The organism is Aetokthonos hydrillicola CCALA 1050 (genome assembly GCF_017591665.1).
GTDB lineage: Bacteria > Cyanobacteriota > Cyanobacteriia > Cyanobacteriales > Nostocaceae > Aetokthonos > Aetokthonos hydrillicola.
The window spans coordinates 16,338-32,397 of record NZ_JAAKGC010000017.1; the positions used below are offsets into that span (position 1 = coordinate 16,338).

Sequence of the window (16,060 nt, forward strand, 5' to 3'; positions counted from 1 at the left end):
ATCGGGCATTGCGGGTAGGTGGGGAGAGTGAGCAACGGGGAGGAGATGTCTCATGGTCATTGCCCTTTACCCCATGCCCATTGCCCATTGCCCCATGCCCTAATTCCGAATGCTGTAATGCTGTTCTGGTACAGGATAACCAGCTTCTCCAAAGGATTCGCGAATAACTCGATTGGTATCGAAATACACTTGCCAATAGTTGTCGTTGTGACAATATGGTCTCACGGCCAGTACTGGACCTGCAAGATTAAAATCCAGAATCTCAACCTCTGGTGCTGGATCAAAAAGCACGTTGGGAATTTGGCTGATTCTCTGTTTGAGAAGATTAATAGCTGCTTTGTGGTCAACACTATGATTAAGTTGAGCTACCAAATCAACTCGACGGTAGGGGTTAGCCGAAAAGTTTTGAATATTGTCTGAGAAGATTTTGTTGTTACCGACAATCGTCATCACGTTATCTAGTGTGTTAATCGTCGTGGTAAATATTCCAACTTCCTTAACTGTACCAGTAACACCACCAGCACAGATAAAGTCACCCACCTTGAAAGGTCTAAAAACAACAAGGAAAGCACCAGCTGCAAAGTTAGCTAGCAACCCACCCCAAGCAGCCCCAATAGCAATTCCAACAGCAGCTAATAAGGCAGCAAAAGACGTTGTCTCGACACCAAAGAAGCCTAAAATAGCAACGATTAAGATGACTTTGAGGGTGACTGAGACAACGGAAGTGCCATAGTTTAAGATGGTAAGATCAATGCTCTTAGTTCTGAAAGTCCGCTTAATCAAGCGCACAGAAAAGTTGATTAGCCATTGACCAACTATCCAGAGGATTGCCCCACCAAGAAGCTTGAAACCAAATGCTGTTACCAAAGCAAGTGCTGTCTGCACAATCCCATTAAAATTCATTCTGTTTCCTTTGATTCATGACAACTGATGATTCCAATATCCTGACCAAACGCACTACCAAAAGCCAAAAGCAACAGAACACACGTGTAATAGCAAACACACTGCCTGAGCGCGTTTGTGCATGAATTTATGCATTTATTTGTGATCACAGATTACTATAGAACAAAACGATAACAAGCTAAACCGAGTAATTGATACAAAAGTTTATATAATTGTGTTTTTAACATACATGAAGAAAAGCGAACAGTAGTTAAATCCACCCACCTAATTTCGCCTTCTCTCGCTGGGTTATTGGGGGGGGATGATCTTCCTTGGCATCTATATAGCCATTTCAGATAGGGAGCATCCCAAATGTTTTAAGACCTCTAAATCAAAAAACCTCCTATCATCTAAGACTTGATAGAAGGTTTTATACTCTTGGAAATATAGGATTCAGTTTGATTTTTGAGCAATGTTAAGTATTGTAACGGTTCGCTGTCGACGAAGTTCGCAACACACGAAGATTAAGAGTTTGGGGTTTTGTATATAGCTGTTCAAAAATCAAATAATAAGCCTATACAATAATTTTAGTTAGTTATTTCTTGCAATTCTCGGCTACTCTTTTTGAGGGCATTACGCTTTTTCAAGATTCTTACTCCAATAAACAGTGGTAATCCTAGTCCCATCCCTTCAAGTGGTGAGAATTCAAAGGGAACAGGAGTAAATGTAGCCGTAGCACTATTGAAATTACTACTATCTTGAATTGAGGAAAGAGATAGAAAACCTAATGTTTGTCCAGAACTATATGTCAATCCTCCATTTGATGCAATAGTTAAAGTGCTTGCTGTAACATCAAACTTTGGACTACCTACAAAAGAAGCCGCAGTACTATTGACCGTATTGCCTTGATATTGAGTTAAGACGGTATTAGAATTCAGCAGAGGCGCTAAGTTTGTTCCTGTACTAGCAAAATCAAGAGTTCCACTATAATTTAGTCCATTTATAGTAGTTGAAAAATTAAAGGTAATTGCATCCGCTGGTTTTATATTACTTAGTAATCCTAACGCTACTAAAATCCCAGCTAAACAAGAAAACTTACTGGTATTCATCATTGGTAAATTATTAATGGTGATTATTTATACATTACCGTTTTTTTTGGCCTCATTACATCAGGATTTACACTGATCAAACATCTGCGATAACTTGCAATCGTAATTGTCAAAATGCCTATGTCACGATGAAAAAATTTATCCTGGCTCACTCGTGAATTGTTTATTCTTAAAGTTTAGGAAAGTGCGATCGCCATAAAGTGTAATTAGTATCCCAAACTGACTCTAAAATTGGGTAAGTTGATTCTGATCCTGCTCCATCTAAAGCAGTAGATAACTGTATCCACAGGCAACGATTATCTTTAAGAATTGCCGTCCCCAATAGCCAAGGTAGTATCCGATTGGCAGTAGAATCGTAACTATTTCGGTTCGAGAGAAACTGATCTTGAGTGACGGTGCTACCGCCTCTGGGATTAATACAAGCTGTCAGGTAAGCTTGATTAGAATCATTTAGGAGTACGTAATAGCCAATTCCATTCTTAGAGTGAATATTTTTCCCAATATCTTTAACGTTAGTAATTTCTGTAAACTTCTTTAAATAGTTTTCTATATTTCCATAGGTATTGACAATGTAGCGCATCTGTACATTGATATACTGATTATTGTGGTGATATATATATCGCTTGCTAGATAGCGCTTGATCAGAATCATTTACAGTAATTATTTCTTTACGAAAAGATGTATTGACCTGATCTACCCAAACTTGTTCCCAGCCTTTAATAGCAAGTTTATCTGGAAGAGCATCGGCTAACACACCTATGGAGCTAGGAGCACAAATAAGATAAACAGCACCAAGTACCAGAGTACTCCAAGTAACCAATAGCATTGGTATACGCCACTTTTGCAGACAGCCAAAAACAGGAGTAGTCTGTAACTGTTTTTTTCTAGAATTAAACTCCTCTAATGGTAGTAGCCAATTGCAAAGAATTACAAAAATTGTAACTGCGATCGCTAAAAAAATCTCCGAGCCATTCTCATCATGCCAATAATGAAAAATGCGCTCATTGTTAACAACAACAGCTAACAATGCTATCCTCACAGAACCAACTGCAAATCCTGTTCCAATAGCACACAAAGCTAATCCCAATTTTTGCAACCAGTTCAAGGAAAATGTAATTATGCTGAGGAAGCATATCTTGAACAGATATATAATTAAAGGGCCACCTGTACAGAGATAGCCAACAGAAACTTGACCTGTAGGTAGAGTGAGCAAATCTCCTTGGTAAGTTACTTTAAACCCAATATAATGTAGTAAAAAGCCTGATGTTGCTGTAGTTAAATGTGTAAAAGGTAACAAGTGTTCAAGTGTTAATGAGGGAGTTGGAAATATAAGGCACAACAGCAATACAAAGTGCCATCGGCGCTGTAATCCTCGAAATCCAAAAACTATTAATCCTAATCCTGCAAAAGCTACCAAAGGACCACCAAGAAAAAGCGCTGTATCTAAATTCCATAGATACAAAGGTCTAGCAATTATAAATATAAGCAATAGTAAGCCAAACAGATTTGACAATAAATTGCTGTCTAAGTCTTTTTGTCGTTTTGTTTTCCATAATACCAGTATAATACCTGCCCAAAAAAGTATATAATCTGATAATAGATTTCTTTGCAGAGGATGGTTTAAAACTAAGCTCAGATGCAATACCACTAAAGTAGTCATAAGACCAAGTGAATAAAACCATTGGTCTTTGATTAGGTATCTGGCTTGATTCAGGAACAATTGTTGCGACTGAGGAATCTTTATACGTACCATTTCCGCCAGATCCGTGTCCAACAAGTTAGACGCCAAATTATAATCAAACAAACTCCAGTTAGTACGGTTCCTAGATTTACTTTTACTGCCTTTTTAATTAAATTATTTGCCAAAGTTTTCTTAGCTGATTTTGCTTTATTTGACACCTGAAGAGAGAGAGATTCTAATTGTTGAGATAGCTTATTCTTCAATTCTTGAGTATCATCATTAATAGGTGTAATATTTTGAGGATTAATGATTTTGTCTAGATTGTGTAGCTCCTTGGAAGTATTTGCTTTATTTACTATCTGGCTTAATTTTGAGAACTGCTCTTTTTGTTGGGCAGCTTGATTACTAATTTGAGCGTTAGAGTTATGATATATAGTTATGCTATTATTAATTCCCAAAGGTAGCATAAGTAAGTATAACAATCCTAAAACGAAAGAAAGCCAAGATAAAGAGCTTAAAACCCGTAACTTGAATTTGTTTATATCTTGCTGTTGAATAAATACAAATGTCAGACCGAGTAAAAGAGACCATACGTGTTCAACTAGCTTCTCGATTGTTTGAAATTCCCATACTGGATCTGTTAATTGTGATGGGAAAAGAATTTCAGCATAGTCAATTACTGAAAAAATCAAGAGAATATAACCAACAAAATTCAATAAAATGAACCGCTGGTTTTCAAGAGTAGGATTTGGAATTTGAATTGGTTTATTCCGAACTGTGAGTTTAGAAGATTCCATGTAATTTATTGTGTCTGAGTACTTACAGAGTTTTCAATTCTCCCCAGCAGAATTAGTAGTAATAGTTGTAATGACCAAAAGAATCACTCTTGTGCCAGTTGATGACCATACCTAAAACATTACTACGAGTCATTCTCAGGCTATCTATCGCTTGCCCTAAAGCAGAACGATCTGTTTTGTTAATTCTAGCTACAAGCATAATACCGTCAGTGTTAGAAGCCAGTATGGAAGGATCAGCCAATCCAACTAACGGAGGGGTATCATAAATAACTAAATCATAGGTTTTATGGAAATCAGCCATTAATTGCCTCATTTTTTGAGATGAAAGCAATTTTGTTGGATCAGGTGGAATAGGTCCAGACGTGATCACGGATAATCCGCTCATATTAGACATCTGTTGAATTACTGCATCCACAGGTGTATTTCCAGATATGAGACTACTCAAGCCCCATAAGTTATTTAACTCTAATAAGTTGTGAACTTTGGGTCGGCGTAGATCGGCATCTACTAATAGCACTCTTTGTCCCATTGCAGAAGCCGTCTGTGCTAGGTTTAATGCGACTGTAGACTTACCTTCTGCTGGTAACGCAGAACTAATGACTATGGAGCGAATGGGTTGGTCTGAACTAAGCAGTTGAATATTTGTATGCAGTACACGGAAAGCTTCTAGAAATTTTGAGGAGCCATAATACCCATAGCCCTCAACCAAAGGAGATACGTGTTGAGCAAGTTGTTTTAACTCGGAACTATGTTGAGAGAGTAATTCTGTCAAAGCTGTTGATTGAGTTTTTTCTGCAATACTAAGGCTTTGAGAATTTGATAGTTGCTTATCAAACGGAATTGTTCCTAACAAGGGTAGTTTAAGCTTCTCCTTAAAGGTATCGACTGTATGATATGTGTTGTCAAGCTTGTCTACAAGTAATGCACTACTAATTCCTAAGACAATACTACCAACCAATCCCAATATCAAATTACGTGGAATATCGGGTGATACAGGGAGTAAAGGCTGTTCTGGTGCTTGAACTAACTGCCAAGGAATTTGTGTCTGTGCTGCCTCTATTTGCAAAGTCTGACGGGTAGAAAGAAAATGATTTAGACTTTCATTCGCTATTTGTAAGTTTCGCTGTAGCTCGGTGTATTGCCGTGCTAAAATTGGTAACTCCTTAATTTTTCGGGAAAGCCTGTTTTCATATTCGGCAAGCACTTGACTTTGATATTGTAGGGCTTGAATCTCACCTGCAACTTCAGCTAGCTTGATATTCCAAACTCGTTGTGCTTCATTCCGTAGTAAAGGTAATAGCTTTTGTTGTTTCTCTCGTAAATCTTGAATGAGAAAACTATCTTCTTGAAAACGAGTTGATTCCCAAGCAGTCTGAGTTTCTAATTGCCGAAATTGAGTGATTAACTGCTGATAGACAGGTGTACTATTGACTGCTACTTGTGCCCCTTGTCTTCCCTGTAAACTTGTAAAAGCAGAGCGAGCTTTCGCCAACTGCTGGTTTACTCCGAGTCGCTGCTCTGCTAAAGTATTGATTAGAACAGCTATTTCTTTTGCCTGTCCATCTGGATCTATGAAATTATAAGTTTGTCTGAAGACTTGTAGCTGTTGCTGGAGCTGATCTACTCGCTTCTGGATAGATGGCAACTGTTTTTCGACAAATTGAATTCCTTGACGCAGATCAGTCTGACGATTTTCTAAACTGTACTTTAAATAATATTGAGCGAGGCTATCTAATACAACTTTAATCTTCCCCGGGTCGTTACTGCGATAGCGAACTTCTATAATCTTTGTCTCACCTAAGCGATTTATGGTTAGAGAATTTAGAAGGGAATTATAGCTAATCTCTGGATAGGAATTCCGCAGTTTGTTTACAATGTTTTCCATCAGTGCGGGACTCCTAAGGACCTGAATTTGTGTTTCATAATCCAGGCTAGATTTGTTAAGATTGTTTTCTAGAGTGGAGGTTAGCTTAGGTATTTTACTGTCATTGCTGTTAACTGGTTCTGCTAAAATCCGAAATTTGCTTTCGTATAGTGGCTCTTGCTTTAGTGTTACAGCTACGACAGCAGTCATAACAGCAATAGTTACCCCTAAAATCACTAGTGAGCGTCGTTTAGTAATGCTCAATAATTGACGCAAATTCCAATCATCCTCTTTTTCTTCTAATCTCGGTACAAATTGAGACTGAAGAGATGGAGTTAAATAGATCCTATTCCCGGTTTGACTATTGCCATTTTCGTTATAAGATGAAGTTTTCAAATAAGAATTATCCATCGTACACTCATGTTGGGTAAATACAGACTAAATTTTGATACAGTCAACTAGAACAGGAATCTTAGGGATGAGCTTCGGTGTTAGACAAATTGCCTGGCCTGAAGACTAAAGCTTTAAATTTACTGGTTAATATTAACCTTGTAGTTTTTGAAAAACTTCAGTGATTATACGTATATAATAATTGACTTTCGAGATTATAAAAAGTGTTGGAAGAATAAAAAGTTTCTTGAATATGTCTCTTGAAAGTGCTTTTAAGTATAAAGACGTAAAATCTGAGCCTATAGTAATTCCATCTATCAAAAATTTAATGAATTTTTCATAATTTCAATGACTCACAAGTAAATACGCAGTGTTATTTAATTTTTTTTTTGGGCAAGCTAGTATCAACTGCCAATTGAAAAGTTAAATGGGAGCATGTAAATAGTGAAATCTACTGAAAGACTGAAACAATTAGTTGCTAGCCAATATGACAATCATGACTTTTTTGGTCTAACGCAGCTGATTAAATTGTGTGTTATTACTCAGTTCTTTCCTCCAGACTATGCAGCTACGGGACAGTTAATTGAGGAACTAGTTAGACATTTAGAGCAACAAGGAGTAGACATAGAGGTATTTACAGGTCAACCAAGTTATGCGTTTGAGACTCCTTGTGCGCAATCAGTTGAACAGTTTGGTCGAGTAAAAATCAAGCGATCGCGCATAGTTCACCTGTGTCAGAGGCGGATACGTGGTAAAACCATCAACGGTATTTTGTTTATGTTACGTGCTGCAATCTATCTGTTGAGAGCTGTGCAGCATCGTAACCTATTGTTACTCACTACTGCTCCGCCATTTTTGCCAATTTTAGGATATTTAGCGCATATCTTTTTTGGCATTAGTTATGTTTGCGTCCTTTATGACCTTTATCCCGATATTGCGATCGCCTTAGGAGTACTACCAAAACACCACTTTCTAGCTCAATTCTGGAAAGCTATCAATAGAGAGGTTTTGCGCAAAGCAAAGGGCATTGTGGTTCTGAGTCCAGCAATGAAGCAGCAAGTTGTAGAAAATTATCCCGAGGTAGCCAATAACATTTCTGTCATTCATAGTTGGGCTGATCCTGAGTGGATTGTGCCAATTGCTAAAAAAGATAACTGGTTTGCTCAACAGTACAATATTGTAAATAAATTTACAGTACTATACTCAGGCAACATGGGTCGGTGCCATGATATACACACTATATTAGAGACCGCCAAATACTTACAAGACGATCCAATCCAGTTTGTTTGCATTGGTGGTGGTGTTAAAAGAGAAGAAATGATTGAGGAGGTGCATCGATTAGGACTAAGAAATTTCCTATTTTTACCGTATCAAAAAAGACAGGTTTTGCCTTACTCCCTGACAGCCTGCGATTTATCTTTGGTAAGTGTGGATGCTGGAATGGAGAGTTTAGTTGCTCCTAGCAAACTTTATCCCGCTCTAGCAACTGGAAGACCTGTTGCTGTGATTTGTCCTCAACATTCATACTTGAGAGAGCTGATTGCAAATGCCAAATGTGGTGATACATTTGAGAACGCAGACAGTTACCAACTAGCGGAATTTATTCGACTTTTGAGTTGCCATCCGCGTCTAGCAGAGCGTATGGGTCGATCTGCTCGTCAGTATTTGCAGTCATATTTCACACCACAAGTTATTTCCCACCAATATTCTGAAGTTTTACTGCGAGCTATTTTGTGAATGCATCCAGCTTCAGGTTTTATGACAACCATTGTGAGACCTAATACCAATTTGGAAATTTAGCAAAGTAATTCGCACAAGGCAAGCCCCCACTCAATCTTTCAGCAAAACTATCTGGCTGTCATCAAGACCCATCCATTTGATCGCCTGTTAGTTATTCGGTCAATTGTTGCGCAGATGTCATGCCTATTTCCAGTATGGATGCCATCTTTGATGGATCTTAAATTCAGAGTTGGTGGTAACGATTCAATGGATATTTATTTGAGTGAGTGATAAAACCTGATGAAAAAAGCATTGATTTGTGGAATATCGGGTCAAGATGGAGCTTATTTAGCGCAACTGCTACTCAATAAGGGGTATATAGTCTGTGGCACTTCACGAGATGCCCAAATGTCGTCTTTTCGTAATCTCATACATTTGGGTATTCAAAACCAAGTAAAGCTAGAGTCGATGGCTCTCACTGATTTCCGCAGTGTATTGCAGATACTTACCAAGATCCAGCCAGATGAAGTTTATAACTTAGCAGGACAAAGTTCTGTGGGTCTATCTTTTGAGCAGCCGGTAGAAACCTTGGAAAGCATTGCGACAGGGACTCTAAATTTATTAGAAGCGATTCGTTTTTTAGCTAAACCAATCAAACTATATAATGCAGGCTCTAGTGAGTGCTTTGGCGATACGGGTGGAGAGGCAGCTGATGAAACGACTCCATTTCGTCCCCGCAGTCCATACGGTGTAGCTAAGGCAACTGCATTTTGGCAAGTAGCTAATTATAGGGAAGCTTATGGTTTATTTGCGTGTTCTGGCATCTTGTTTAATCATGAGTCGCCCTTACGACCAGAACGTTTTGTAACACAAAAAATTGTCTCTGCTGCCTGTCGGATTGCTGCTGGTAGTAAAGAAAAGCTGTTTTTAGGTAATATGTCAATTCAGCGTGACTGGGGTTGGGCACCAGAATATGTTGAACCTATGTATTTGATGCTGCAACAAGATCAACCAGATGATTATGTGATTGCGACAGGTGCTGCACACAAACTAGAAGACTTCGTGGCAATTACTTTTGCTGAACTCAATTTAGATTGGCAAGAACACATCATCGTTGATCAAAGTTTATTCCGACCCACTGACATTGAACTAGGAAAGGGAAATCCAACTAAAGCTCATCAAAAATTGGGGTGGCAATCTCAGTACAAAATGGATGATGTTGTACAAATGATGGTACAGGCAAAATTTAAATAGTTTTTCTTTAAGATTCTCTTGCATAGGTGTTAAAAAGACTCAACTAGAAACTAGAAAAAGTAGCCCAAAAATGGTATTGTTAACAACAAAACTTTATGTCAACAGCTAAACGTATTGCCTTTGCTGTTGCTGCTTCTTGGTTTAGTCGAGCAACTACAATTTTGGCGAATTTATTTTTCATGCCTATCCTCTTTCGCCATATGGGCAAAGAAGAGTTAGGTTTATGGTTGCTGCTAGGAAATAGCCAAGCGTTTCTTGGCTTGCTAGGAATTGGAGTCGCACCAATACTGATGCGAGATATAGCTCTAGCAAAAGGTAGAAGTGGTGCTGATCCAGGCGTAACACTTACAACAGAAACTAAGCAGCACATAGGGGATCTGGTTGTGACTGGACGAACTATTCTTCAGTGGCTATCTATCATAGTTTTTTTTATTGCTTGGATATCTGGTTATGGCTTTATTCAGCAACTCGAGTTAAAGAATGTAGCTCCACATATAGTGTTTTGGTCTTGGACACTTATGTGTGCAGGATACGCTGTGGGGATCTGGATATCATACCTTGACTGTTTGCTAGCAGGTATGGGCTATATAGGTTGGGATAGTTTGCTTGGAACAGCGCTATCGTTCTTAACCATTTTAATAAATATCGCAGCAGTAGTTTGTGGGGGTGGTCTGTTAGAGCTAGCTGCTATTTCAGTTGTGGCTAGTTTATGCCAACGTTTTGTAATTTTGGGATTTATTCGCTGGCGCAAACCCGAGTTATTTGAGATTCAAGGACGATGGAGTACTGAGTATGCTAAAGCATTGATAAAACCATCTTTTTATTACTGGCTAACTAACCTAGGTTCATTTTTAATCCTACGAACAGACGCTTATTTTATCGGAATTTTGAAAGGAACTCAAAACATACCTATATATCAGGCCGGGTACCAATTAGTCTCTAATCTTTACCAGTTAGCAGTTAGTTTTGGAGCAGCATCAGCAGTTTTTATTGGTCAAGCATGGCAGGCCAAAGAACTAGGTATAGTTCAAAAAATTACTATTCGTAATTCTCAATTGGGTATGTCTATCATGGCTGCTGGTGTTGGTTTTCTCCTGGGAGTATGTAAGGAATTGATGGATTTGTGGTTAGGAGAAGGTAACTTTATTGGATATGATTTTATATTAGTTTTCTGCATAATGTTAACTTTAGAAGCTCAGCAAGTAATTCTTATTTATAGTTCACGAGCAACTGATGACGAAAATTATGCATCTTGGACTTTAATGGCTGGTTTTCTCAATGTAGTCTTGACTCTAGTTTTCTACAAATATTTTGGTCTATTAGGAGTGGCACTGGGAACAATGTTTGCTCAGATGCTCACCAATAATTGGTATGGAGTATATAGGCCAATTATGCGCTTGAAACTTAGTTTTAAAAATTATTTAAATCGAGTTCTACTATTATGGGTAGTTATTTTAGTACTATGCTTAAGTATTACTAACTTGATTAAATATACTTTAATACTATTGTCTTTAAATAGTAACTGGCTAATAGTGGGACTAAGTGCCGCCAGTTGCGGAACAATATTTCTGATTTTTATTTGGTTATATATTTTGGAAAATAACCAACAACAATATTTTTTATATCAATTAAGGCTAATAAAAAACAATATTTTCTTTACAAAGTAATATTTATAATTATTGAGGCAATAAAAAAATGAGAATATTATTGTTAGACTATTATTATCCTCTTGGCGAAGGAGGATTTCAAAAGCAAATCAGAGGTTTATTTAAAAATTTAATAGAAAATGGACATCAAGTCGGATGTTTAACTTTTTGTAGTCCAGATAAAATAGATATATTTCACCGTAAGTTAGAAGAGTCACGACTTTTTAGTCTCGGTAGTTTTATTATTCCATACGAAGAGAAATCATATAGCTTTATTACTAAAGTTATTTTCTGGTTCCACCTCAATCCTGTTAAATTTTTAGCTAGACAAAATTCACATTTACTAGAGAAATTTGAAATTACTTTAAATCAAATTTGCCAAAATTTGCAGATAGACATTATTCACTGCCTTGATATAAAAACATCGTATTTACTTCCAGAAAAAATTGATACTCCGATTTTAATTGATGTTGGCGATTCCATGACACAGCATAAAAAGCGTGCCGTTTTTTATCAAATGAATAATAAAAAATATTTCTATGCATTCTTATCTATTATTGATTATCTTAAAACCAGAATAATTGAGAAAAATGTATTATCAATATACTCATCATATCCTTTTACAACTCTTTCTTTAGTGGATGCCACAGTTCTTAAGAATCTTTGCTATTCCGCTGAAATTTATGTTGTTCCAACTGGCACTAATCTTAAAAAAGAAAAATGTTTATTTTTGAATAAAAAAAATCTAATTAAAAAAGAAAGAATACTAGTTTTCTATGGATTCTTGAATCAGATTTGGAATATCGATGCTCTCAGCTTTCTGATAAATTCTATATTGCCAATTGTTCGTAAGCAACATTCTAATTTTAAATTATTGGTTACAGGATTTTATGTGAATACCATTAATTGTTTTCAACATTTAGATTGGGTTGAAATCGTAGAAAATGTTACAGATATAGATACTTTTATTTCTAATGCTACATTAATCTGCTGGCCTTTTCGGTACGGTAGTGGTATCAAAACTAAAATTTTGGAGTCCATGGCTTTAGGAAAAGCTATCGTAACAACAGCTGTGGGAGTAGAAGCATTTACAGAAGAACAAAAGCGAGGAATTTTAATTGCTAATACAGCTGAAGGAATCGCTCAGCACATTATCGATTTATTCGAGAAACCAGATAAATGTTTACAGCTAGGAGAAATCAATTACCAAGTGGCATCAGAGCAGTTTTCTTGGGATAAAAAAGCTAAAGATTACTTAAAAATTTACCAATATACTATAGACAAAAGTCAGCATCAACAATGAGAATTACACTAGTAGGAACTCTTACCGGGTTAGGTGGTATTCAGCGTCATTTAACATGGCTAGCGCAATGTTTAGGAGAAGAAGGAGTACAAACTCTGGCTCTTTCACTAGAAAACCAAAAAAATTCTCATCCTGATATTCATCAGTTACAAAAATTATCTAGACTGGGAGTTTCAGTTATCCACTGCATTCCTTACGATAAAAATAAATTATGTTTAGGTTTCTCTCGATTAAAAAGACTGGGAGAAATTACAGCTATTATTGACAGTTTTTCGCCGGATGTTTATCTGGCTGTAGGAACAGGATGGAATTTGTTTATTCCACCTCTACTGTCTAGAGTTAAAACCCGACGCATCTTTTACGAAGTAATGTCGGGTGTTCCTAGTGGATGGAGTGATTCTCGGTGGGCGGTGCGGAGCTGGTTTGATGAAGTGATAGGACAATCCCCAACTGTAGCAAACACGTTTGCTAAGTATTTTAGTTGGCAAAAACCAATTTCAGCAATTCCAGCAATACCCGAACCTTTAGAATTAACGGCAACTTTACCTCAACCCGTCATAAAAACTGTAGAACTTGGTAAAGCTAAAGCTGGACTTTTTAGTCGTCTTGTACCTCATAAACAGGCGTTCTGGTTGGTTCAACAATGGGATCTGCTCAAAGACGTTTTAGCTGAGTTGCATATTCACGGTACTGGTTCGGAGGAACAACTCATCCGAGACTATATTGACTCACAAGGAATTGGCGATCGCGTTAAATGCTTTGGGCGCTATCCAGAAGATCAAGCCTATGTAGATTTGCTCAGCAGCTATGACTTGACTTTACTTCCCACTATCGGTGCGGAAGGTGCTCCTTTAGTACTCTTAGAGTCGATGGCTTGTGGCGTAACATTTGTAGCATATGGAGTTGGCGGAATACCAGATTATGCGATCGATAACCCAAATGTCTTAGTAGTTTCACCAGAGCCGAAGGCATTCGTCTCTGGCGTTAGACAAATGGCACATAGACTAGCAAATGGTCAGATCAACCAAGTCGAGTTGCAGCAGTTTTACCTTAAACATTACTCTTATACAGTTTTAAAGAAAGCATGGCTATCCTACTTATGCCCTTAGTTATACTGCAATATGGACAACTATAACGAGATGGAAATACTGTTTTATTTTGGCGGCTTTGCACCTGTTGGGGGGATTGAAACTTTCTCTAAGAACCTATTGGGTTATCTTCAGAGTAAACATCATAATTGTACTTTATTATGTTGGGGAGAAAAGTCACCTCTATTGGAGTCAATTAAACTTTATTTTACATATGAATTGATAGCTTTATATCACGTAATATCAAAGTAGAAATCTCGTAAATGAAACATTTTATTGTTATTCAAATAGGTGCACGGCGTAACTATCTGGTACCACACATTTTAGACAAAGCTGGATTACTAGAAGCTTTTTATACCGACATTTGTGCCAACACTGGACTAGGAGCAATACTTGATCGTATCTGTCCCAAACCTCTAAGACGGGGTTCATTAAATCAACTATTAAATCGTCGTGTACCACCTAATCTTGAAGAAAAAGTATTTACATACGACTGGCTGGCGCTTAAGTACCTAATTAAGCAAAAGCTGACCGGATATAACTTAATTAAACAGTACCAAGCTCTCTGCACCTTTAACCAAGAGTTTGGTCAAGCAACAATCCGCAAAGGATTAGGTAGAGCTACTCATATTTTTTCAATGTTTGGAGAAGGGATTAGCCTTTTAGAATTTGCTAAACAACAAGGTATCAAAATAGTTACTGACATTTATATTTCTCCTTCAACTCATAGTATTGTTCAAGCAGAAAGAGAAAAATTTCCAGACTTAGAACCTGTCATTCCCCCTGAGATTATACAGAAAGACCATTCTAGTTTTGCTAGACTCTGTGAAGTGACGGATATCTTTCTTGTCCCGTCCCAGTTTGTAGAAAAAGGCTTAAAAGAATTTGGTGTTACTAAGGATAAATGCCGCTTAGTTCCATATGCTGTAAATGATTTCTGGCTTCAACTTAAAAATCATCCTATTAAGGGTCGAATTCTGTTTGTAGGTACAGCAGAACTTCGTAAGGGAATTCATATTTTGGGAATGGCATCTCAAAAATTGAGCCATAACAACTATGAATTTAGAGTAGCTGGAAATGTTGCTGATTCTGTTCGGCATCACAAACTTACTCAACATCTTACCTTTTTAGATCGAGTTCCCAGATTTGAAATTCATCAGGAGTATACTCTAGCGGACATCTTTGTACTACCGAGTTTAGCAGAAGGTTCAGCAGAGGTTACTTATCAAGCTTTAGCGTCTGGCTTACCTGTAATTACTACAGAAGCAGCAGGATCTGTCATTCGAGATGGTATTGATGGGTTCATTGTTCCAGAAGGAGATTCAGAGACTCTAGCAAAGCGAATTGAGGAACTTATAGAGAATCGCAAGTTACGTAATCGGATGTCTATTGCCGCAAGGGAGAGAGCTAGAGAGTACACCTCGGAGAAATATTCTGAGAGATTACTAGCAGCTATTAACACTTTGTAGTTAAAGCTGTGTGAGAATCAATATTTAGGATAAATAAACAGCCAAGTTATTAACAGATTTTGAGTTATGCATCTTCATATAAAAATGGTATTAGAGCTATAGCATGAGGTAAGTAATGAGAATAGATCCTTTTATCATCAAGAAATATCCAAAATGGCATCCTAAAAGGTTCGCTTTCACTCTTCAAGCAAGATTTATTGAGAACCAAGCTAAGTGGAACTTTCATAAATACGCGCTCCCAGAAAAAATTCTTCCTTCTCTACCACCTGTTCCTAATACTGATTACTCAAACACAGCTGTTACTCCTGTTCAAATGCAATATCTATTAGCTGCTCTATCAGCAACGGAAAATTTGATAGATACAGTTGTTGTAGAATTGGGTTCATATCGTGGAGTAACAACTCAAACTCTAGCAAGAGCGACGTCTCGTAAGGTAATTGCGGTTGATCCTTATATTGGTTATGGAGGTTGTGAAGGTGATTACAAACATTTTCAAAAAAATACTGCTAACTTACCAAATATCATACACGAACGTAGAACCTCTGGAGAAACAGCTAGAACTTGGAAACATAAACCAGTGAGCCTTGTTTTTATTGATGCAGTCCATGATTATGTAAATACTGCATTTGATTTGCAAATTTGGTCACCGCTATTAGCTAAAGGTGGAATCATAGCCTGCCACGACACCGATGAAAAATGTTTTCCAGGAACCAGAAAAGCAGTTTTTGAGTTTAGCCATTTAGTAGATAAGTTTGCTCATCCATATAACCTCACCCTATTCTCCTTGAAATAATATAAGGTAATGTATCGTCGGTAATAAAAGGAAATCGTCTGTGTGTAATGGCTCGTAAATTCTAA

The 16,060-nt window shown here is 37.4% G+C and carries 12 protein-coding genes; 7 read left to right on the forward strand and 5 right to left on the reverse strand.

Annotation, left to right across the window (positions count from 1 at the left end; genetic code table 11):
• Positions 1 to 99: 99 nt before the first annotated feature.
• The 5 genes from G4P69_RS11095 to G4P69_RS11115 form a co-directional block, all read right to left on the reverse strand.
• Entirely contained in the window at positions 100 to 903 is an 804-nt protein-coding gene (locus G4P69_RS11095; protein ID WP_208349774.1) for a mechanosensitive ion channel family protein, read from the reverse strand.
• Positions 904 to 1,469: 566 nt separating this feature from the next.
• Positions 1,470 to 1,994: a hypothetical protein gene (locus G4P69_RS11100; protein ID WP_208349779.1), complete on the reverse strand. Its 525-nt coding sequence runs from the start codon at positions 1,992 to 1,994 to the stop codon at positions 1,470 to 1,472.
• Between the two features lie 166 nt (positions 1,995 to 2,160).
• A complete protein-coding gene (locus G4P69_RS11105) occupies positions 2,161 to 3,744 on the reverse strand; it encodes a cyanoexosortase A system-associated protein (RefSeq protein ID WP_208349782.1) in 1,584 nt (527 codons plus the stop codon).
• The gene (hpsJ-A, locus tag G4P69_RS11110) at positions 3,732 to 4,469 is read right to left on the reverse strand and encodes an HpsJ-like protein, cyanoexosortase A-associated (protein ID WP_208349785.1); all 738 of its coding nucleotides are present in this window, start codon (positions 4,467 to 4,469) and stop codon (positions 3,732 to 3,734) included. Before hpsJ-A ends, G4P69_RS11105 begins: the two co-directional genes overlap by 13 nt.
• A gap of 52 nt (positions 4,470 to 4,521) precedes the next feature.
• Positions 4,522 to 6,744 carry a GumC family protein gene (locus G4P69_RS11115; RefSeq protein WP_208349790.1) on the reverse strand — a complete coding sequence of 741 codons (2,223 nt, stop codon included), beginning with the start codon at positions 6,742 to 6,744 and terminating at the stop codon, positions 4,522 to 4,524.
• 423 nt (positions 6,745 to 7,167) lie between these two features.
• On the opposite strand from G4P69_RS11115, the gene G4P69_RS11120 reads away from it, so the two are divergent.
• From G4P69_RS11120 to G4P69_RS11150, 7 genes are all read left to right on the forward strand, one after another.
• On the forward strand, positions 7,168 to 8,460 hold the full coding sequence (locus G4P69_RS11120; RefSeq protein ID WP_208344630.1) for a glycosyltransferase family 4 protein: 1,293 nt from the start codon (positions 7,168 to 7,170) through the stop codon (positions 8,458 to 8,460).
• Between the two features lie 282 nt (positions 8,461 to 8,742).
• Complete coding sequence (locus G4P69_RS11125) at positions 8,743 to 9,696, forward strand: GDP-mannose 4,6-dehydratase (protein WP_208344631.1); 954 nt, start codon at positions 8,743 to 8,745, stop codon at positions 9,694 to 9,696.
• 95 nt (positions 9,697 to 9,791) lie between these two features.
• Positions 9,792 to 11,363, forward strand: a complete 1,572-nt coding sequence (locus G4P69_RS11130; protein WP_208344632.1) for a lipopolysaccharide biosynthesis protein — start codon at positions 9,792 to 9,794, stop codon at positions 11,361 to 11,363.
• A gap of 28 nt (positions 11,364 to 11,391) precedes the next feature.
• On the forward strand, positions 11,392 to 12,645 hold the full coding sequence (locus G4P69_RS11135; protein ID WP_208344633.1) for a glycosyltransferase family 4 protein: 1,254 nt from the start codon (positions 11,392 to 11,394) through the stop codon (positions 12,643 to 12,645).
• Positions 12,642 to 13,754 carry a glycosyltransferase family 4 protein gene (locus G4P69_RS11140; RefSeq protein ID WP_208344634.1) on the forward strand — a complete coding sequence of 371 codons (1,113 nt, stop codon included), beginning with the start codon at positions 12,642 to 12,644 and terminating at the stop codon, positions 13,752 to 13,754. Before G4P69_RS11135 ends, G4P69_RS11140 begins: the two co-directional genes overlap by 4 nt.
• A 242-nt stretch (positions 13,755 to 13,996) precedes the next feature.
• The gene (locus G4P69_RS11145; RefSeq protein ID WP_208344635.1) at positions 13,997 to 15,202 is read left to right on the forward strand and encodes a glycosyltransferase family 4 protein; all 1,206 of its coding nucleotides are present in this window, start codon (positions 13,997 to 13,999) and stop codon (positions 15,200 to 15,202) included.
• 115 nt (positions 15,203 to 15,317) lie between these two features.
• On the forward strand, positions 15,318 to 15,995 hold the full coding sequence (locus G4P69_RS11150) for a class I SAM-dependent methyltransferase (RefSeq protein WP_208344636.1): 678 nt from the start codon (positions 15,318 to 15,320) through the stop codon (positions 15,993 to 15,995).
• Positions 15,996 to 16,060: the final 65 nt, after the last annotated feature.

Excerpts from the sequence above, each read along its gene's own strand:
- G4P69_RS11095 (WP_208349774.1), bottom strand. The coding sequence starts at position 903 with ATGAATTTTAATGGGATTGTGCAGACAGCACTTGCTTTGGTAACAGCA.
- G4P69_RS11100 (WP_208349779.1), bottom strand. The coding sequence starts at position 1,994 with ATGATGAATACCAGTAAGTTTTCTTGTTTAGCTGGGATTTTAGTAGCG.
- G4P69_RS11105 (WP_208349782.1), bottom strand. The coding sequence starts at position 3,744 with ATGGTACGTATAAAGATTCCTCAGTCGCAACAATTGTTCCTGAATCAA.
- hpsJ-A (WP_208349785.1), bottom strand. The coding sequence starts at position 4,469 with ATGGAATCTTCTAAACTCACAGTTCGGAATAAACCAATTCAAATTCCA.
- G4P69_RS11115 (WP_208349790.1), bottom strand. The coding sequence starts at position 6,744 with ATGGATAATTCTTATTTGAAAACTTCATCTTATAACGAAAATGGCAAT.
- G4P69_RS11125 (WP_208344631.1), top strand. The coding sequence starts at position 8,743 with ATGAAAAAAGCATTGATTTGTGGAATATCGGGTCAAGATGGAGCTTAT.
- G4P69_RS11130 (WP_208344632.1), top strand. The coding sequence starts at position 9,792 with ATGTCAACAGCTAAACGTATTGCCTTTGCTGTTGCTGCTTCTTGGTTT.
- G4P69_RS11135 (WP_208344633.1), top strand. The coding sequence starts at position 11,392 with ATGAGAATATTATTGTTAGACTATTATTATCCTCTTGGCGAAGGAGGA.
- G4P69_RS11140 (WP_208344634.1), top strand. The coding sequence starts at position 12,642 with ATGAGAATTACACTAGTAGGAACTCTTACCGGGTTAGGTGGTATTCAG.
- G4P69_RS11145 (WP_208344635.1), top strand. The coding sequence starts at position 13,997 with ATGAAACATTTTATTGTTATTCAAATAGGTGCACGGCGTAACTATCTG.
- G4P69_RS11150 (WP_208344636.1), top strand. The coding sequence starts at position 15,318 with ATGAGAATAGATCCTTTTATCATCAAGAAATATCCAAAATGGCATCCT.